At 49.2% G+C, this 19,890-nt stretch carries 12 protein-coding genes; 1 reads left to right on the forward strand and 11 read right to left on the reverse strand.

All coding sequences use genetic code 11. The features are described 5' to 3' along the window. Window positions 1–2 precede the first annotated feature (2 nt). Both MYF79_RS15405 and MYF79_RS15410 read right to left on the reverse strand, forming a co-directional pair. Window positions 3–830: a molecular chaperone gene (locus tag MYF79_RS15405; protein ID WP_247814858.1), complete on the reverse strand. Its 828-nt coding sequence runs from the start codon at window positions 828–830 to the stop codon at window positions 3–5. An 87-nt stretch (window positions 831–917) separates the two neighbouring features. Further along, window positions 918–1,430, reverse strand: a complete 513-nt coding sequence (locus MYF79_RS15410; RefSeq protein ID WP_247814859.1) for a DUF4402 domain-containing protein — start codon at window positions 1,428–1,430, stop codon at window positions 918–920. A 635-nt stretch (window positions 1,431–2,065) separates the two neighbouring features. Between MYF79_RS15410 and MYF79_RS32415 the strand changes: the two genes are divergently transcribed. Beyond that, entirely contained in the window at window positions 2,066–2,191 is a 126-nt protein-coding gene (locus MYF79_RS32415) for a hypothetical protein (RefSeq protein ID WP_262922395.1), read from the forward strand. A 123-nt stretch (window positions 2,192–2,314) separates the two neighbouring features. Here the strand turns inward: MYF79_RS32415 and MYF79_RS15415 are convergent, their stop codons facing one another. The 9 genes from MYF79_RS15415 to MYF79_RS15455 form a co-directional block, all read right to left on the reverse strand. Next, entirely contained in the window at window positions 2,315–4,963 is a 2,649-nt protein-coding gene (locus MYF79_RS15415) for a hypothetical protein (RefSeq protein ID WP_247814860.1), read from the reverse strand. Between the two features lie 6 nt (window positions 4,964–4,969). After that, entirely contained in the window at window positions 4,970–5,485 is a 516-nt protein-coding gene (locus tag MYF79_RS15420) for a DUF4402 domain-containing protein (RefSeq protein WP_247814861.1), read from the reverse strand. A gap of 7 nt (window positions 5,486–5,492) precedes the next feature. Beyond that, window positions 5,493–13,448 carry a T9SS type A sorting domain-containing protein gene (locus tag MYF79_RS15425; RefSeq protein WP_247814862.1) on the reverse strand — a complete coding sequence of 2,652 codons (7,956 nt, stop codon included), beginning with the start codon at window positions 13,446–13,448 and terminating at the stop codon, window positions 5,493–5,495. Window positions 13,449–13,505: 57 nt separating this feature from the next. Then, window positions 13,506–14,333 (reverse strand): molecular chaperone, encoded by an 828-nt coding sequence (locus tag MYF79_RS15430; RefSeq protein WP_247814863.1) that lies wholly within the window; start codon window positions 14,331–14,333, stop codon window positions 13,506–13,508. An 86-nt stretch (window positions 14,334–14,419) separates the two neighbouring features. After that, window positions 14,420–14,935, reverse strand: a complete 516-nt coding sequence (locus tag MYF79_RS15435) for a DUF4402 domain-containing protein (protein WP_247814864.1) — start codon at window positions 14,933–14,935, stop codon at window positions 14,420–14,422. A gap of 528 nt (window positions 14,936–15,463) precedes the next feature. Then, a complete protein-coding gene (locus tag MYF79_RS15440; RefSeq protein ID WP_247814865.1) occupies window positions 15,464–15,946 on the reverse strand; it encodes a dual specificity protein phosphatase family protein in 483 nt (160 codons plus the stop codon). Between the two features lie 1,100 nt (window positions 15,947–17,046). After that, window positions 17,047–17,916 (reverse strand): IS3 family transposase, encoded by an 870-nt coding sequence (locus MYF79_RS15445; RefSeq protein WP_247814866.1) that lies wholly within the window; start codon window positions 17,914–17,916, stop codon window positions 17,047–17,049. Then, a complete protein-coding gene (locus MYF79_RS15450) occupies window positions 17,913–18,308 on the reverse strand; it encodes a transposase (protein ID WP_247814867.1) in 396 nt (131 codons plus the stop codon). The genes MYF79_RS15445 and MYF79_RS15450 overlap by 4 nt, the downstream gene beginning before the upstream one ends. 469 nt (window positions 18,309–18,777) lie before the next feature. Beyond that, window positions 18,778–19,890 carry a nucleotidyltransferase family protein gene (locus MYF79_RS15455; protein ID WP_247814868.1) on the reverse strand — a complete coding sequence of 371 codons (1,113 nt, stop codon included), beginning with the start codon at window positions 19,888–19,890 and terminating at the stop codon, window positions 18,778–18,780.

The following is a 19,890-nucleotide window of genomic DNA, read 5'->3' on the forward strand; positions in this document are numbered from 1 at the left end:
TGTCAGTGCAATTGCAGCTCGGCCTGTGCCAGCGGATCAGACATAGCATCTTTAGATGCAGTTGCATATGTAATCCTTAATTTGCCGTGGTGATAGTTAACCCCTGGTTTTTTCTCCAGGTCCATGTGGAATTGTCTCAGTTGATTCGGTGTGTAAACGGCAAGCCCTCTTACATTACCGATGGTAATTACCTTCCCTTTTTCAGAAACGTGGTCAATGGTGATATCGCCATATACAGAATGGTTGCCACTGCGGTGCAGCACCATGTTCAGGCGCGGATGTACGCTGTCCTGGTTTTCAAGTGAAATATCGGTCAGACTGATATTAACCGCAGGAGCGCCGGTACGGATGATGACAGGAATGCTGATGCCAAAAACCGGTGTCAGCTTGATGGAAATACCGGAAGTATCTTTCAGTTGAATTTGTTCTCCCTGTACCCTCGTGTCGGGCACTGCCCTGAAGTAAATATGTGAGCGGTATTCACCCGCCTGCAGTTGTCCCGTTCTCGTAAGCTGTACTTTCACCAGTTGTGCTTCTCCGGGTGCGAGGGTCACACTCCTCGGGAACAGGCGCAGGAATTTGCTTGCAAACAGCTGCCCTGAATCGGGCTCGCTCACCTTTTCAAAGGTACCGGTACTGGTCATACGCATCTCTATGAATGAAATGAGATAGCGGGCCGTGTCACGGCCGGTATTTGCAAGATTAAGCTCCTGTATCTTTTTTTGTCCTTCAAATACGACCCTCATAGGCGTGATCAACAGGTTGCCCTGTGCGAACGTGCAAAGCGGAGATATGATAGTAATGAATATCAGGCAGTAGAATAAACGCATAAGCAGGCATTGATAATGAAATGCCCGGTGGCTTCCTCCCGGCAAGGCTGAATACCGGGAGGAACCAGGGCTTGAATGAACTTACAATCAGTCGTAGTTTACAGTTACATCAAAAGGAGTGGCTGACACATAGGTCCCTGCCGGCTGTGCTGCGCTTACATTCAATGTTGCGCCCACATTCAATACTTCTGTACCGCCTGTCAGTGTACCCGTACCTGCGGGATCACTGGTAAAATTGGTAACGGTCATCGTGTTGGATCCGCTGGTGATTGTCAGGGCCGTAGTAGGCAGACTGATGGCATAGGTGTAACCTGAAGTACCATTTACCGTAAAGGATGCGGCCGTTACAGTTCCTGCAGTAGTGGGTAATGTAACTCCTCCGGTGGCAGTACGTGTGCCCGCTGGTGTTAGCACAACGGTTCCGCCTGCCGTAGATTGCACAGCAACGTTACCGAAATTCATGTCCACATCTTTGGTAATACTGATAGGTGTTACAATGGTTGCCGTCGCCGTTGCTGACGCCGTTTCCTGCGCCCGCGCACTGGTAGCCCAGGACGCCAATGCAAACGAGGCAACGAAAAGCAGTTTTGTTCTTTTCATTTTGTCTTCTTTAGATTGTTAATTGTAAAAAGTTCCTGCGGGCGGTGTAGGCCCCGCCCGGGCAAAAGGTTCGCAAGTCAATGTTATTAGCTATTTTCTCAAAAACTACATACTATGCATGCTCCGTAACAGAAAAGGTGTTGCGCGGCTAGGGTTATAACCAGCATCCTCTTTCTCCCGAAATAACAATTTATAATAAGGTTTAACTAAGCTCCGCACAAGCGAAATGTATTCTCCCGACGGCTTTTCATATGACTCTTAAACGAAAATAAAAAAAAAGTTAGCTTGAAATTCCATGACAGTGGAATTTTTTTAACCCCAGGCGGGGTCAGCAGGATGCGGCACAGTCCGATGTTTCGGCCTGTTTTTGGAATAATTTTCTATCGCTGTTTATATTTGCAGAGTGTTATACAGTAATCAGGGCAAACTCTTTCCGTATGTTATCTTTATCAAAATCGCTGTTACGCCCGCTATATTTTTCGTGTTATACGCCGTGAAATCTAAATAATAACTATAAACGAAAAAAAACATCGGTTTTACCCCTCCTCATTGTCCCGTTTGTACCCCCCGTATTCAGGCATACCTGTGTGATTTTGACATGAATTGCTGAGGCGCTGACCTTAAATCCTGCTCAGATGACGACAGCACCTATCATACAATTTCAAAATGAAGAGTATTACGTGGCCATCCGTTCGGAAGTGAAGATGCCCGATATTCCGACTATGCTCCCCCGCTTATCCCGGAAGTACTTCAGTGGATAGAAAAGAACAACCTTGTCCAAACCGGTCCCTGTTTCTTCTGGTACCTGGCGTACGACATACCTGGAAGAACCGGACCCTGCAAAGCGGCAGACGGATGTATCCATCCTGCTGGCGGATGAATAATTATTTCTTCTCGAGTATAAATTCTATATCGTCGATCACATCTCCCTCCCTCCGGTTACTGATATGCAGGTTATATGCCGGCTGCAATGTTTTTAATCCCAGTTTCTTCAGCTGGACCGGGTCGGGCTGTATAACGTAATCGCCCGCAGGGAGTCCCATATAGTTAAAATATCCATCACTTTCTGTGAGAAGGCATTTTACCAGTGTACTGTCCGGCCTGTAAATACAGATCTTGATACCGGCCTGTTCCTTCAGCAGGGTATCTTCTTTCAGGTATACAAGACCCGATACTTCTCCCTGTACGGTGACAGGGACGTCAATTCTACGCAGCTGGTTAGGTTCAATGATCACCCGGATAGCGGGTTTCCTGATCCGCCAGGAGATGCTTTCAAAACCTGTTGGTTCCAGTTCAAACAGGTAGTCGGCATACGGTTCCATGTCGAGGATAGCGATGCTCGTGTCCCGCAGGTTACGGATCAGCCTTCCTTCGCTATGTTTCAGTTGCAGCCCGTCTACACGGGGTTCTCCTTTATCATAACGTTCATTGTTGTTGATGTCGAGGAAGGGTACAAATACAACGCCGCCCGAGCCAACACTGCTATGGCTGTTTGCACCGGCATATCCTGCCTTGCCGTCATAGATCACACTGCCGCGGGCAGATTCCACCAGGGTGGTGAGATTGTTATTCTTCCATACAGAAAATCCGATCTGTGAAAATGAAAAATCATAACGCAGGCCGATACCATAATTGGTAATGCCTGTCCGGTAATTCTTCTCATAGGACACATTCAGATAACCATTTTTAAACAGGTACTTGCCTGCCTCACAACGTACAGCTATAAAGCGGCTGCTGTTATATTCAAATTGCGCCTGGGGCGTAAGCATGATCCTGCCCGGCATCGGGAAGGTCAGTGCCAGGTTACTGTACACAAAAGGGTTTTCGTCCTGTATGAAAATGGCATAAGTGGACAGGCTGGTGCCTACCTTGTAGAGGGCGCCGGAAAGCAGCCATTCTGTGTTGGTATAGTAAGAACCGGGTAATATGATCTGGTCAACCGTAAGCCTTGTGAACAGCGAAAAATTCTTCCTGTAGAATGGTTTCGAGATAGTCGCTTTGCGCTCTTCCAGCCAGTTATAAATGATGGCTTTCTGATCTTTGCTGTACCTGGTATAATTAACCTCTGCCTGAAAATTGTTGCGCGTACGGTAACTCAGGATGCCTCTTGCCCTCACACCATATGTATACTCTCCGGAGAATAATAAATTCGATACAAGGCGCATGGATGCCGTAACAAACGGCAATGTATTGGCCCCGCGGATGGAAGAAAGATATTCCAGACCGGCGCCCACCGTCAGCATGCCCGATACGCCATAGTTGAGCTGGACCTTCCCCAGTTTGCTGTGTATCGTATCTTCGGCTACTCCCGCACTGGCGGTATATTCAAACTCACGTGCGGGCAGGAAGTTAAAAGGGATACTGATGCTTTCTTCCTGGAACCGCTCCTCGCCCCAGGGACCATAGAACCGCAGCCTGATCTGGGAATTGCCGTACATCAGCGGCACCTGGAAGGTATAAAAGCCGGCGGCGTCTGCAACCGTATAATCTACCAGTGCATTATTGATATAAAGTTCCACCGTCCATCCGGGATCTGTAAAATTGCTCAGCGTATAAGAGCCATAAGCACGGCGATGTATAGTAGGCGTATTCGTTACCTGGACGCCTACGATAGGAGCGAACAGCGAAGCAATAGTAGGCGTGAATATTTTTCCTGCAATGATCTGCCGTAACCATGGCCTGTCGTTGTTCACGAAACGTAATCGGTAATATTGCTGCCTCTGGTCAAATGGGCGGACGATATTGCTATCCGGATGTGTGGCTGACAACTGCCGCTTTGCAAAATTATTATAGTTCAATGCGACCGTGGCTTCTCCTCCGGCAAATGTGCCGCCCATCGTCAGGTTAAGCCAGGTGTCGTTGACGTTCTGCAGGCGTTGGGTCGATACCACCGACCAGTTGGCCATGCCCATTTTAAACAGTTGCTTATTTCTTCCGATGGTAGTATCTGCTGTAATGTTTCCCTTCAGTTTGTTAAGGTTACGGTAAATGGCCTGCTGCCGCATTTCCCTGAGGGCAGGCAGTTCCGCTTTCGATATTACATTGACTGACAGGCTGCGGAAATTGAACTGGCAGCTCAGGTCAAATACCTTCTTGAAATAATCTGTGCGCAGGTACAGGCCTGTTTCCATTTTCACCAGGTCTTCCGGCCCCAGGTTGAATACCTTGTCGCGGAAACGTATCCTGCTGTTCTTTTTGTCGATCAGGAAAACAGCGTCCTGGCTGATATAGAAGCCGCTGAGGGTATCCATGCTTTCAGACAGGGTGTTCCGGATCTTGAGGAAGTTAAATACATCTGTAATGGACAGGTAGGCCACTTCATCTTTCACCACGGCGGGTATCTCCGTACCGCCCAGGCCCTGTAGTATCACGAGGATAGAGGTCTCGTCAAATTTCGGCTCTTCGTCATTGTCGCCATCCTTGTCGCCGTCTTTGGCAAAAACAGGACTGATGCAGCAGGCCAATAGCAACACACACAAAGCTTTACAGCAATGCCGGAGAAATGGAGCGATATGTCTGAGACTGCCTGTCATCAATTGTTATTCCTGGATAAATGTGACTGAAAATAAACCACTGTAGCTTCCCGGCGGGTTCGCCAATGGCGTCCCTACGGTAAGTGTGCCGCCGATGCGCACCAGCGTCCGGGCAGGAGAGGTGGCGGTAGCAACGAAAGGACTGCCGGTGCTGGATGAACCGATGTGCAATGACAAGGTGCCGCCGTTACTGCCGGTGAGTGTTGCGTCCGGTCCGTTCAATATCTGGATAAGTGTACCGGGATTTGCATCTACTTCGAAAATAGCCGGTGAGAAAGGGAAGCCAAGGTTTGCCTGTACAATACTGCCTGTAACAGAGCGCGAACCGTCGGGGAAAACGGTGACCGTTCCACCCGTTGCTCCCTGGAAGAAAGCACCGAATATAAGCCCCTGTGCAGGATTCACATACACGGATATAGGCCGGGGCGGAGGTTCCTGCGCTTTCACTGCTGTTGTAATATGGAGCAGCAGTACCGGCAGGCCTGTAAAAAGAAAATAATATTTTGAGATACACGATCGCATGTAATGATCATTGATTACTGATAAACACTTTTTTCGATACCCGCTCCTTATCCGATTGGAATGTGACGAGATACACGCCACTACTATAGTTCGAGCCTAACAGATAGCGTCCCCTCCCTTTGAAGTCTTTCCGGAAAACAACCTGTCCGGCCATATTGCTGACAGCGATCGTGCATTGTTCGCCAGGCACCTTGTCGAATTCTCCATACAGGTTATTGCCGGTATAAAATGCATGATAGAAAGCTGTATTACCGCTCACCACGTCATCGTCTGTCCTGAATACCAGGAAGAACCTGTTCTCATAAGTGCCTTTCCGCAGCAACAGGTGGTAAGGTGTGGTTTTATGCAGGTCATGGGTAATATTGGCTTCCTTATCATAGAGATAAAAATGCCATCCGGCCGGTATGCGTTCCATGAGCGGCATCGTGAAGCTGATATATCCCTCGCGCTCAGTGGTCAGTCCAAGGGGGATCATTTCAGTACTGTCTATATTGTCCGGCCAGGCGGCGATGGAAAGCCGCTGATTGCCGGCCAGCACATACAGGCAGGGAACAGTCGGATCTGTGTTCATGAGCTTCAGCGCATCCGTTTCAATCTCAAAATCCCGGGAGGTAGTGCTGCCAAAGTAGATGACTGCCATATCTGAAGGGAATCCTTCGTCGGTAAAGCCGGCGCCCAGCCTTAACAAAGGTTCTGTGAGCGGCCTTTCCCGGTGGAAATTGGGCGCCAGGTTATTCACCCTCGCTGTATTATTCACGGTGATGGAACCCGATACCGGGAAGCTGCCGTTTGTGACGTGTACAAAGAAACCCTGCATGGCGGGTATGATGTTGGTGGCAACACCATCGCTCGAAACACCATTGATATAAGAACTGTAAGTACCTGTATATTGATTAGTCGTACCCGCGTTGAAGTAATAAACCGCATTGTCCACATTAGTACGTGTCCATCCGCCGCTGGCATCCCAGTCTACCGGAGATGGATAGGGATTGCCCACCAGGTTGTAGCCAAGTGTATATGGCTGATTGTTGTTGCTGAGGGTAGGGGAGACAATGGTACCGTTGCTGACAACTCCCGTCATATCTATCGTCACAGGGGAAGTTGAAGTACCCAGGTTCCCTGCATACCCCACAAGTGGAGTGAGCGCTCCGGAGCTGGTGGTATACGATACCCATCCGGAAGATGTACGGTTCTCTACATAGCGGTAGAAAGCGGGGAAGCTGGCGCTCAGATTGATTTCATTGGCGAGCTCATTGACGGTTGCCGACTGGAAAGGAGAACTGAAATAGACATAGCCAAAACTTGTAGGCCGGTAACGCTGTATGGTCACGTTGCCCGTCACTGTGCCGCTGCCGCTGCCATCGATCAATGCAGTGCGTGTTGCAGTGGAAAGCAGTGTCAGGTTGTTGCCTGTCGCAAACGTTCCTGTGGTTGCTTTCAGTACGCCAGACACTTTTAATGTACCGCCCAGTGTAACACCGCTGGCATTATTGGTGGTCAGGTTCAATATTGTATTCGTGGCGAATGTACCGGCGGGGATGGTCTGCGCTGCGCCGCCGGCCAGTTCTATCGTGCCGCTGGTGGCGGTGAAGGTACCGCTGTTGCTGATGGCGCCATAGATCTGTAATGTGCCGCTATTGACAGTAACAGAAGCGCCCGTTTGTATGGTGATATTGGAAGCGGTGGCCGTGCCCGATCCGACGGTAGGGTAATTGGTCAGGCCTGTCGGTATGATCACATTCATGGTGTTGGTAGGTATCGAATTGGTAGACCAGTTGCCATTTGTGAACCAGTTGGTGCTTACCGTACCTGTCCAGGTGTTGTTAGACACGAGTTCTCCTACTGCTAAAGCAACGCTCATATTTGTGAGGCCGGTGGCCTGGATGGAGGTGGCCAGCGGATTGGCGATAGTGGGTGTTGTCCAGGTACTGCCATCATAACTGCCTACCTTGAAATTGGCGGTGTTCGATCCCGCATCCACATCGGCGGCATTCCAGTTGAGCGTTACAGATGAAGTAGTAAATACGGTTCCGGTGTTTGTAAATGACCAGTAACGGTTCACACTTTTCGCGGAGCTTATTGCTGAAGTGCTGATGTTCGGATGATCTCCCGCGGTTACGCCCGTCAGCAGATTGCCGCCGGTTGTGACACTCGCCATGGTAACGGTAGCGGGCGTATAGTACTGATCATCGCCTACTTCATAGGTCCTGCTGATATTAGTGCCGGTAGCCACTGCTTTTTGCAACCTGCCCGATACCCATCCTGTACTCTGGGACGCCCCGGTAAGTGAACCTGTTGATGGCAGGATAACGGCGAATGTAGCGCCGGTGCGTATCTTATTCAGCACGAAATTCAGTACGCCGCTCACCGTGATGTTACTGCCCAGGGTAACAATTCCCGCTGTCTTGTTCACCGTCAGGTTATTGAAGGCGCCGGTGGAAGAGATGGTTTGTGTACCGGTGCCATTGAAGTAAACCGTAGCGCCGGTGTTCGTATAGGTACCGCTGGACATGGTCCAGTTACCGCCGACAGTATCTGTGAAACTACCCTGTACATATGTGCCGTTGGTCAGCGTAAAGTCGTTCAGAATCTTCACTACCGCGGAAGCTGTTTTAGTACCCGTGGCAGATATGATGAGGTTACCATATGGCGTAGCGGAAGAAATAGCCTGTGTGCTGCCGGCATATTCAACCGTACTTAAAGTATCGAGTGCGTAAGTGGTGAATGCAGGTAATGTCTGTGTGCTTTTGAGAATGAGCTTTGCATTGTCTTCAATGGTCAGGCTGCTGCCCGTATTGGAGGTGATTGTGAAACCGGCTGCATCGAATATACCTGTGGTGATAGTAATATCATCCACCCCGGTGATTGCCTTGGCAAGAGAAGTAGTAACACCTGCGTCTTTCTGGTTGGTTACCTGGGAAAGTGCAAATGATGCAGCAGAACTTGTGATTGTTGATGGCTGGCTGCCGGTCATGATCAATGTGCCAATGGTACCGTCATAGGTGCCGTTATTGGTGAAATTATGGCTGACATGATAATCGGACAATGCGGCTATTGTACCCGTGAGGGTCAGGTCATAGAAAGTGGTGCTTGGCGTAGCTGCCAGTGTACCGTCTGCCGACGACATGGTAAAGGTGGATGTACCTCCGTTCAGCGTACCATTGCTTTCAAAATCGTCTCCAATTGCGTAGGTAAAGCTGCCCGCATTGAATATAGCATTATTGGCTATGAAAAAGTCGCCGTTGGTACTCCAGTTAGAGCTGGGCGTTACACCCGCAGTATTACTGATAATGACATCATTCAGTGCGGTAGGGGTACCAGTTACCGTGATAGCGCCGCTGCCGCCGAATGTGACCGTACCTGTGCTTGTAAAGCCGGTGCCAACCAGTTTGATGGTCTGCGCGCTTGTAGGCGTAAAGTTCATGGCGCCGCTGCTGGTTACCGTACCATTGTTTGTAAAAGATCCGAATATATTATGAGTGGAGACGCCGCCATTGAACGTGGCGCCGCTGCCGATATTGAATGCAATGAAGACCCTCCAGCCCACACTGGCGGTAACGCCTGCGGTATTGTTGACGTTCAGTGTCGCATAAGTAGGGGTGCTGGTTGAATTCAGAATGGGGGAAACTGTGCCGTTAAAATTAATAACACCGCTTGAATTAGATACCACCGCATTGACAAAGCGTATCGTTTGTACGGCGGTACCTGTAAAAGTAGTTACCCCATTGCTGATCAGGGAACCATTGTTGGTAAGATCTCCGTTCACGGTGGCATTACCGCTGCCACCATCGTAAGAGCCGCCGGTGGCAATGGTAAGCAGGCCATTGTAAGTGATATCGCTGCCGCTTACAGCATAGCTGCCGTAAATAGTGAGCCTGTTAAATGTGGTGGTACCACTAATGGTTTTACTGGCGCCGTTCAATGTTACGGTGCTGCTGGCAGGAGTGAAGGTGCCGCTGTTGTTCCAGTTGCCATACAGGTTGATCGTGAACGTGGAGCCATTCAATGTAGCGCCGCTGCCGATGGTCAGGTCTCCGTTTACCGTACAGGTGGCGGCGAGTGTCTTGGTGCTGCCGTTGCTGCAGGTAAGATGGCCGTATGTGATACCTGCCACAGCCTGTGCAACGGTGCCGTTATAGTTGACGGTACCGGTACTGCTGACAGTATAGGTCGTAAATCCGGAAGGAAAATTATTCGCTCCGCCAACCAGCAAAACAGCACTACCTGATAGTGTGAAGGTACCACCCGCTGATGAACGGCTGGCGCTGAAGGTGGAGAGATCGACCGTTCCGCTGCTGATGGTAAGATTGCTATTGATGGGGCAGTTGCCGCTAAGTGTGGCGGTACCTGCTGTTTTGTTGATGGTCAGGTTATTGAAGGTGGTGGCTGAAATGCTTTGTGCGCCGGAGCCATTGAGTGCAACAGTTCCGCCGGAGGCGTTGAATGTACCGCTATTGCTCCAGTTGCCACCTACAGTTATCGTGGAGGCGTCACTGTTTAAGATGGTACCGGAGGCTATGCTAAGGTCGCCGCTTACACTTACCGCAGCACTTACTGAAAGCGTACCTGTTATAACGCTGAGATTACCCGTTACAGTTGCTGCGTTGGCTATAAATGCTACTCCGGCTGACTTATTTACCTGCAGATGATTATAGGCCACTCCTGCTACGGCCTGTGTACCGGTACCATTGTAAACGACAGTACTGCTATTGGCTGTAAAGGTGCCACTGGTATACGCATAATTGCTGCCTATATTGAGTGTGCCCGCCCCGCTGAAAGTAAGGTTAGCGCCTCCTGATTCCGTTAGCGAACCAGCTATGGTAATAGTGCCGGCGCCTGCATTCAGATTGATGACGTGACCGCTGGTACCATCGCTCAGTACGAGATCACCGTTTACTGTCAGTGCCTGGCTGCCGGTGCTGATGGTATGTGTTGCATTGGCAGACCAGGTGCCGCTGATGTTACCCTGTGTGGTAAGACTGCCGCCTGTTGTAAGTGTGAGGGTGGCTGCCTGCGTGCTGCCGAATTGAATGGCCTTCACGTTGACACTGCTGCTGATCACGGGTTGGTTGGTAAATGCCGCCGTACCGATCTCCACGATGTCATTGACGCCGGGAGGGAGGGAAGGCGTGCCTGTAACAGATGTCCAGTTGGCTGCGGTAGACCAGTTGCTGCTCGCAGATCCGTTCCAGCGTACAACATTTGCATTGTCTGACATGCTCCATCGACCGTCGGCAGTAAGTTGCCCACCCAGTTCTACATAATTGGACGTGGTGCTGTTGGTTGTTTTTCCAACAGCGCCCCAGCTGCTGCCGCTATTGAACCACAATCCCATGGTAGACTCGTTGTTACCGTTCAGTTCTGCATCTTCATAATGCAAGCGTACCGTGATAAGCCCAAGGGTTGATACCCCGCTGATGGTATACACCCTGTTGATGGCGCCGCCCCGTGGGAAATCGCTGACAGGAGCCACAACAGTGGAAACAGTGATGGAGGTGGTAAGTGGCACTGCCACCGAAAAAGCGATTGAAGTATTGGGACTTTCAAATGCATAACTGACGCCTACGCCGAAGGCATGTGATCGGCGTACATTACCCAGTATAATGCCATTGCCCGTCCTGTCTACCGTCATTGTCAATGTGTTGCTGCCGGTATTCATAGTGCCACTGGTCATATTGATAGTGCCTGCCTGTATATTATTGTTAATGTCCACATGCGTGGAGGTGGCGGTCTTGTTCAGCGTAAGGATATTGAAAGTAGTAGCACCTGTTATAGTGGATGCATTGGCGCCTGTGAAAGACACTGTACTACTGCCAGCGGTGAAAGTGCCGTTGTTGACAAAGTCCTGCTGCACCTGGTGCGTGAAGGACCCTGCCGCAAAAGTAGTACCACCGGACAGTGTGAAATAATTCGTAGTAATAGCGCCTGCCGCCGTCTTCGTGCCGCCGCCCGATAATAATAACCTGTCATAGGTCAGGGCATTGATGGTCTGCGCACCCGTGCCATTGAAGTTGACGGTATTAGGAGGTGTGGATGTCACGTTCAATGTACCACTGACCACGGTAAAGGTGCCGGCTATACCCAGTACGGAGTTGGCAGACAACTGCAGGGATGTTCCATTCAGGGTGACGTTGAAAAGGTTAGCCGTTCCGTTCAATGTACTGGTACCGGTAAAGGTAACGGTGCCGGCGGTGGCGGTGAGCGATCCACTAACGTCGAGGGATGTATTGATGGCGGAGAAAGACACTGCGGTACTTACCGTGCCGGAGATGATCAGAGTTCCGAAGCTGATGGTTCCGGCGCCGGAGATGGTCTTGGAGCTTCCCTGCATGGTAACGGTACCTCCCAGGCCGTTGAAGGTACCGCTGACGGAAAGATTGCCTGTTACAACGATACCGGTGCTGACGCTGATACCGCCGGAAACGGTGAGATTGTCGAAGATGATGTTGGTACCGGTGATCGTTTTGGATGTTCCGGTCATTGTAAGGGTACCACCGGTAAGATGGGTGAAGGTACCCGGTCCGGAGGTAGACAGGTTGCCCGACACGGTAATAGCGCTGGTAGCAGCCGCTGTAACATTCGTAACCAGGAATCCGATATTATTGAAGTTGTGCGTACCGGTACCGCTGATAGCAGAACCGGGACCTCCGAAGTTGATCGTGCTGGTAGAGCCGGTGAATGTGCCGTTGTTCACCCAGTTACCATCTACTTCATGGGTAAAACTGCCGCCATTGAACGTAGTGGAGGCGCCGATATTTACACCGCCGCTGATCAGCATATTGGAAGCCGCTGTATAACTTACGCTGGTAGCTGCGCCCACTGTGCTGCTGAGCGTACCCGCCACTGTAAAGTCGGTGGCCGGCATGGTCTTCACTACCGCCCCGCTGGAGCCGGACAGGGTGAGGTTGCCATATGTCTCTGCAGATATTGTTTGGGCCAGACCATTATATTCCACTGTGCTTGTCAGCGAAAGCGAATGGGTGCCATAGTTGATGGGAAAGCTGTTCCCACCCCCGATCCTGAGGGTGGCGCCATTGGCCACTGTAATGGTGCCTCCTGCTACCGTTGTACCACGGTTGGCGGTAAAGGTAGACAGGTCCAGTATAGCGGCGGTGACATCGATCCTGCCTGCAGTACTGGTGGTGGAGTTCAGCGGGTTCAGGTTTCCGCCCAGCGTTTTGACCAGGGCTCCGCTGATCCTGAGCGTAGAATAGGTAAGATCGTTACGGATCGTCTGATTGGCAAGGGTAGCGCTGTAGTCAACCGTACTGCCAGCAACGAACGAATAGGTACCTGACAAGGTATAATTGCCCGCAAAAGTGCCCGCGTTTACACGTAGTATACCGGTGGCGTCGACGCTGGTATTGGCGGCGCCGGACAGTATTGGGGTGGTGCTTTCTGAAGGTATAAAAGTTCCGCTAACAGTGAAGGCGGTGGAAACAGCTGCATTAACGGTGAGGGTGACGGTGGCGCCGGCAGCAATGGTGAGCCGCCTGAAAGTAGTAGTGGCGCTGCCTCCGATAGTCTGGGTAGTACCTCCCATAGCAACCTTTGCGTTGTTCTGCGTAGTTGTATAGGTGCCGTTATTGACCCAATTGCCTTTTACTGTCAGGGAAACGCCTTTTTGAGAAATGGTACAACCGGAGCCGATCGTTAATATACCCGCTACCGTCAAACCTTTGGAAAGTGTCAATACGGGGTTTTTGGCGCTCGTTACAAGCGTCAGGGCATTACAGCTGGCGGTAGCGCTCACAGTGGGCTGAAAGGAGCCAGTGAAAGAAGCATCGCCGATCACCGCATCAATGGTAGCCGTAGGCACGCCTGCAGTCCAGTTGGTCGCATCGTTCCATGCAGTGCTGGTAGTACCTTTCCAGCTCGTCTGCGCCCAGAGGGACACAGGCATGCCTGCCAATAAGATAAGGAGCGTACAACAAACACGTATAAATTGTTTACCAGTATTCATGCGTTTGAATATTATCTGACGGCATATCTTTCATGCCGGATAAGCACCCGCGACTGATCAATGTAGTTCTAACTCAGCCTGCGCCAGCGGATCGCTGACAGTCCCTTTTGACTGTGCTGTATATGTGATCCTTAGTTTGCCATGGTGATAATTAATGCCTGGTTTCTTTTCGAGTTCCATGTTGAACTGCCTGAACAGGTTCGGGGTATAGACAGCGAGCCCTTTTACAGTACCTACAGTGGTAACTTTGCCCTTCTCGGAAACATGGTCAATGTTGATGTCCCCATATGCTGAATGATTGCCGCTACGGCGTAAGACCATGCTCAGATGAGGGGGAACATTTTCCTTCGTTTCCAGTGAAATGTCGGTCAGGCTTACATTCACCGCCGGTACGCCCGTCCTGATGATAACAGGGATGCTGATGCCGAAAACGGGGGTCAGCACGACCGATATTGTCGTGGAATCCCTGCTTTTGGGCGGGTCTCCCTGCGCCCTGATGTCGGCTACCGCCCTGAAATAAATATGCGAGCGGTATTCTCCTTCCTGCAATTGCGCTGTTCTTGAGAGCTGCACTTTCACGAGTTGCGCCTCGCCCGGAGCAAGCGTGACGCTTCTGGGGAAAATGCGGAGAAATTTGCTAGCGAACAATTGCCCCGAATCCGGTTCGCTGATCCTTTCGAATGAGCCATTGCTGTTCATGCGGATCTCAATAAGAGAGATCAGATAGCGGGCGGTATCGCGACCGGTATTAGCAAGATTAAGTTCCTGTACTTTCTTTGGTCCCTCGAAAACAACCCGCATAGGGGTGATCAGCAGATTGCCTTGTGCGGATAACAGGAGGGGCGAGAAAATAGTAATGAATATCAGATAATGGATATGGCGCATAAACAGCGTGCATAATTAAAGGCCAATAAGTCCCCACCCGGCTATGTAATGAATACCGGGAGGGCCTTTTTGGAAGTGAGCGTACCTTAGTTGTAGTTGACCGTTACACTGAATGGCGTGCCTGATACGTAAGTTCCTGCCGGCTGTGCGGCGCTTACGTTCAGCGTGGCGCCAACGTTCAATACTTCAGATCCGCCGGTCAGCGTACCATTGGCACCGGAAGGATCGCTGGTGAAATTGGTAACGGTCATGGTATTGGATCCGCTGGTGATGGTCAGCGCGGTGCTGGGCAGTGTAATGGTATACGTATAACCAGAGGTACCGCTTACTGTGAATGAAGCAGCGGTCACCGTTCCCGCGGTAGATGGCAATGTTACGCCACCTGTGGCAGAACGGGTGCCGGCGGGTGTCAATACTACCGTACCTGCGGTAGACGATTGTACCGCTACATTTCCGAAGTTCATGTCAACATCTTTGGTAATGCTGATAGGCGTCACAATAGTAGCCGTTGCGGTTGCTGTTGCGGTTTCCTGTGCATGTGCGGCGGTTGCCAGGCATGCCAGTGCGCATGATGCGAGAAGAAAGAGTGATGTTCTTTTCATGTTGTTTATTTTAGATTTAAGGATAAAGCAATTGCTTTCAGCCCGGGGAGACCGGCTGAGGTAAGTCAGGCCTTAAACATCATCTGTGCTGTTCAGCACAGGCACTTATTGCATTCTTTAAAGGGGGTGTAGTCCTTCGCAGGATATGTTTAGGTGCATGGCGTTGTAGCTTATTGAGTTCCGTTCGTCCGGCGTTTCCGGCTCGCCATTGTATTGCTATGCGGGCTATGCGCAGGTACTGTAATACCCGTTGCAGATCCTTCCAATGTTAAGTATAAGAGATAACCGTGCATGAAAGTTCACACATGGATATGGAAAAGGATGATCAATTGAGCATCACTTGAACAATAAGAGGCAGCTTTTAGTACATAACAACATTTTGGTTATTGAGCGATAACAAGGTGTATTCCAATCTAACGATGATTATTATAGCAAATTCTAAAAGGAATGTTATGGTTAATTGGGGATCGGAGATAGCTATCTGAAGGCGAAGATAACAAATTCTGACATTTTGAAGAAAATTTGCAGTCAGAAAGTCAACAGTTTTTTCCAGTTCCTGTCCAGGTAAGTTACAATGCCTTTCCCCGGGGCATAGGGCGCATAGATGGCTTTAAAATCGGTTTGGGCTATACTGTACGACTTATTTCCGATGAAGCCTTTACGGGCCATGTATAACAAAGCTATAGAAGGTGAGCGGGACCACCCCTGGTTGCAATGAACGAGCACCGGTCTGTCAGTTATATGCCTTTCGATAAAAGCCATCGCTTCCTGCATAATGGGATCCGTAAAATGCGGGGCCAGTTCATTTTCCATATCAACCATATTCAGGTAGAGGTGATGTTCATCCTCGTGTACCAGGTAACAGGGATGGCTGGATGGTAAATTCCCTTTATAGCCGACCGCTTTCCGGTGACAGGGCTCTTTGCAGGCATGGATCACCGCCAGGTCGGGTGTGCGTAGTTCGCAGTCCAGCGTATTGCCAACAAAGAGATGCGTATGGATCTGTAACATCGTTTATCAATTCCGGTTGCCTGCGTACTTCAGCTTCGGTACAGGGGCGGTAAGCGCCTGTCTCAATAACGAAATACCTGTTTATCTGAACGCGCCGGCTGGCGCAGGAAGTTCTTAATGCTTAGTTTACAAAATTAAGACGAAAACAGGAGAAAGGATATGCGGGAAATACGCATTTTATTTTTGAATTTGTTTGAGGTATAGTGGAGGTTCGCTCGAGATAGCCTCATCCTCCCTTAATCTTCCGTTCACGAAGGGAAGATTAAGGGAGGATGAGGCTATCTCGAGCGAACCTTCACCGGATCAATACCGGGGTTTTACTATTCACGCAAAGTAGCTCCGGTTTCAGTATGGGATCACTGGCTGTAATTCTTTGAAGCTGCCTGCTATCAGGCTTTGGGAATCGTATCAGCGTTCGGATAGGAATGAAACCCCTGTCAATCGTGCGGGCATGCTTCAAAGAATTAAGGCCAGTGCTTCCCATCTGAAACCGGGTGCTACTTTCGCTCTCCCTACGATAATATATTTGGCTGCTTTCAGAATGATAAACATGTAATGGTATTATGATGCAATGGTATTATGGTATTATGGTATTGTGGTATTGGTGTTATTGTATTGTGGTGTTATTGCGTTGATTTGGCAGTTTGAGACGGTATTTTCAGTAGATAGCTGCTTGTTTGGAGATTGGTGTTCTTTTGGAAGGAAATGGTCTGTATGAGCCTTAAAATACGATTTCTTGGGCATAATGGAAGTGTCTCAGCCGGGGTAGTTCGTGCAGGTAATTTATATTCGTTTGAGTTTCCGCTTTGCGGGATTTTTTGCCGCTTTTTTGCGCTTTTTTCCCGTCCTGATACCGCTTTAATACCGCTAATCTTACGTTAAAGTTACGTTCAGGAACGTAAGATTAAGGTAGGATTAGCGGTATTAAAGCGGTATCAAAGCGGTGTCAAAGCGGTATTTGTCTTAGTACAGAAAAACTTTACAGTTTTTGTGGGGAGCTTCAGGATTGACTTTACAGGTGTTATTGTAAATTCATTATTTGCTTTACAGATGCGCAAATTAAGCTTTACACTGCTATTTCTGTTGTTTTTACCTTCTTTTTAGCCTTCCATTTTCGCTTTAATACACCGCTTGTCAAATGCGCCCTGATTGGGTGTCAAATCATTACAGCTCATATGAGGCCGGACTCTATTGTAGTAATCTATGGCCTTATTCACTGCATCTACGGCCTGCGAGTAACTGGCAAACGTCTTCCTAAGGTGGAATTCCCGTTTTAAAATGCCATTAACCCTTTCAGCGATAGCATTGTCGTAAGGGCTACCAGACTGGGTCATAGAAATATTAATCCCATGGCTTTGTAATATCTCAACATAATCTGAACAACAATATTGAACACCGCGGTCTGAATGATGTATGAGATTGACAGGTCCTGCAGGAAGGGATTTTATCGCTTTTTTAAGCGCTATTATAGTGCCTTGCGCACGGAGTTTTTGGCTTAAATGGTAACCTATTATCTTTCTGGAATATGCATCGGTGACCAATGATAAATAATTGAAACCCCGTTCAGTATCGATGTAAGTAATATCACTAACCCACAGCTGTCCTGGACGGTTAACCTCAAGTTCTCCAGTCATATCTGGCCATTTTTTAAAGGGATGATCTGAGTCCGTAGTAATGGCATACTTTCTTTTACGCTTGGGTAATAGTAAACCATGCGCTGACAATAATTTCAGGAAGCCCGGGCGGCCCATTGAGATATGATGGGCTTGTAACTGAGGCTTCAATATCTTGTGCAGCTTTACAGCTCCGCCTTCCCATAAACTGCGATGTTGTTTGATTAGGTCTACTACAACTGCTTCCTCCAATTGCTGATCTGCCGTGTACCAGCTTATATCATAAAAGGCTTGCCTGGTTTTACCAAACAGCTTACAAATTCGGCCCAATCCAACTTCAGGATGGTTGTTCTTCATTTGTTTGGCTGCTTGGTGCCATACTTTTTTAGCAAGTCTATGCCCAACTCCTTCTTGGCATTGGCCAGCAATAGTTCTAATGCTTCAACTTTTAGTAAGGCATCTTCCAGTTGTCTATCTTTGGCTTTATCTTTAATTGAATCGGCTTTTGACCTGAGTTTATCTCCCTCCTGCTCTTTCTTAACAGGATCTATAGTAGTTGATTTAGGCGTTTCAGTCCCATAATTTCGCCTATACCAGACCACCATGCTGTTAACTGTGCCCTTATTAGGCAGGTTATACTTTCTCGCCAAGTCTGTCAGACTTAGTGCTCCTGACAGGAATTCCCTGGCTATACTGACCTTAAAACTCGCTTCATACACCGCTGGGCGGCCCATGGCTTTCTTTTTCATAATTAGTAATTTAATTTAGCTTACGCTTCTTACCAAATATGTAAAGCCAATCCTGAATTAATACAATTTGTCAGGTTCCTTTGGTCAGGTGTCCGTTGGTCAGTCCTCTTATCTTAGTCCTGAAAAACTTTACAGTTTTGCGGGGAGTTTCAGGATTGACTTTACAGGTTATGCTAAGTAATTCATGATTTGCTTTACAAATATCGGTTTGTTAACACATCGGTACCAGTATAGTACCAATGGCCTCAACTTACGTTAAACTTACGTTCAGGACGTAAGATGAACGTAAGTTAAAGCCATTGGTAAGCCGTTGGTACCGGATCTCAACCGGACATAAAGCCTGAAATGTCTCAGGGCAGAAGAATTTACACTAGCATTTCTCTTGTTTCACCTTTTTGATCCGGTTTTTCAGCCTGATGGGGGAGAAATTGTTCCTGGAATGCTGGAATTGTTTCCCGCCGTCCTGTGGTTATCTTGATCGCCTGAATAAGCCCAGGGTCAGGCGGAAAGGTTTGGTAAAGTAATAAAGAAAGAAAAATGGCAGCCTGAGTCGCATGATGTCTTCCCCGTTGGGCCGGAGAAGGAAGCGGATATATTGGACGAAAACAGCATATTTAGCTTTCAGGCTGGTCATGAAGCTTAACCTGATGAAGGCCAGTTGCAGGAACTTGTTTTCGGCAGGCGGAGGGTCTTCCAGTAAACGCTTCATCAGCAGCTCACAGGTCTTGCCGGGTACAGGGCCGCTTGCAATGGCCGGCACGCCCAGTAAGCCGGACGCCAGTTGCATCCAGAGGTCTTCAAAGCCCTGCAGCTCGGGAGGGATCTTGTAGGGCCCGTGATCGTACAGTAAAGCCATATCCAGCAAGGAGCGGAGATGCGGATAGAAATCACTGGCCCCATTGTTGACCAGCATCAGCCGGTAGTAATCTTCGTACGTGAACGGCCTGCCCGACAGGTAGTCGCTACCCAGCAGCTGGTCAAACCTGTATTGTACGGACGTCAGTGTTTCGGGTGGGCGATAATGGAACTCAAAGCTTAACCATTTACCCCTTGCACAGGGTTTACCGAACACCACTTCTTTGATGTGGTCTTTGAAATGGTCAGGATAAATACTGAAATATTTTTCCTGGTGCATCTCATACCCCTCCGACTGCATGACAGACACGACAGTTGAGACCTGGTCTTCCCGGATGATAATATCCATGTCAGTAAATTCCCGCATGGCAATGTCATTGTACACCAGCTGGGAAAAGTCCATCCCTTTATAGAACCGCGCCGTTGCGCCCTGTTGTCTTAAACGGGACACGATATGTTCCGTCACCATTTTCCTGTCAAACGCAAATACGGAGAATTCCCGGCAATACGCTTTGAAGAGTTGCAAAGCTTCCGGTGGTACAATATCTTTCAGCTTGTTCAATACATGGAAAGCCACCGGCCTTATCCGGTGCCGTGCACATAATCCGTATACCTTTTGCCAGTTGACGGGCCGGCCGGATATATAGGTGCAAAGCGTAGAGATAGAGCTGGTTTGCAGGTACACCCTGCAACATAATAATAGAATAGTAACCTCGGGTTGGCGCAT

Origin of the sequence: Chitinophaga filiformis, from assembly GCF_023100805.1 — a bacterium.
GTDB lineage: Bacteria > Bacteroidota > Bacteroidia > Chitinophagales > Chitinophagaceae > Chitinophaga > Chitinophaga filiformis_B.

Bases quoted from the DNA above. Each gene is read 5' to 3' on its own strand.
- MYF79_RS15415 (WP_247814860.1), bottom strand. From the start codon at position 4,963: ATGACAGGCAGTCTCAGACATATCGCTCCATTTCTCCGGCATTGCTGT.
- MYF79_RS15445 (WP_247814866.1), bottom strand. From the start codon at position 17,916: ATGAAGAACAACCATCCTGAAGTTGGATTGGGCCGAATTTGTAAGCTG.
- MYF79_RS15455 (WP_247814868.1), bottom strand. From the start codon at position 19,890: ATGCGCCAACCCGAGGTTACTATTCTATTATTATGTTGCAGGGTGTAC.
- MYF79_RS15430 (WP_247814863.1), bottom strand. From the start codon at position 14,333: ATGCGCCATATCCATTATCTGATATTCATTACTATTTTCTCGCCCCTC.
- MYF79_RS15450 (WP_247814867.1), bottom strand. From the start codon at position 18,308: ATGAAAAAGAAAGCCATGGGCCGCCCAGCGGTGTATGAAGCGAGTTTT.
- MYF79_RS15440 (WP_247814865.1), bottom strand. From the start codon at position 15,946: ATGTTACAGATCCATACGCATCTCTTTGTTGGCAATACGCTGGACTGC.
- MYF79_RS15435 (WP_247814864.1), bottom strand. From the start codon at position 14,935: ATGAAAAGAACATCACTCTTTCTTCTCGCATCATGCGCACTGGCATGC.
- MYF79_RS15410 (WP_247814859.1), bottom strand. From the start codon at position 1,430: ATGAAAAGAACAAAACTGCTTTTCGTTGCCTCGTTTGCATTGGCGTCC.
- MYF79_RS15425 (WP_247814862.1), bottom strand. From the start codon at position 13,448: ATGAATACTGGTAAACAATTTATACGTGTTTGTTGTACGCTCCTTATC.
- MYF79_RS32415 (WP_262922395.1), top strand. From the start codon at position 2,066: ATGACGACAGCACCTATCATACAATTTCAAAATGAAGAGTATTACGTG.
- MYF79_RS15420 (WP_247814861.1), bottom strand. From the start codon at position 5,485: ATGCGATCGTGTATCTCAAAATATTATTTTCTTTTTACAGGCCTGCCG.
- MYF79_RS15405 (WP_247814858.1), bottom strand. From the start codon at position 830: ATGCGTTTATTCTACTGCCTGATATTCATTACTATCATATCTCCGCTT.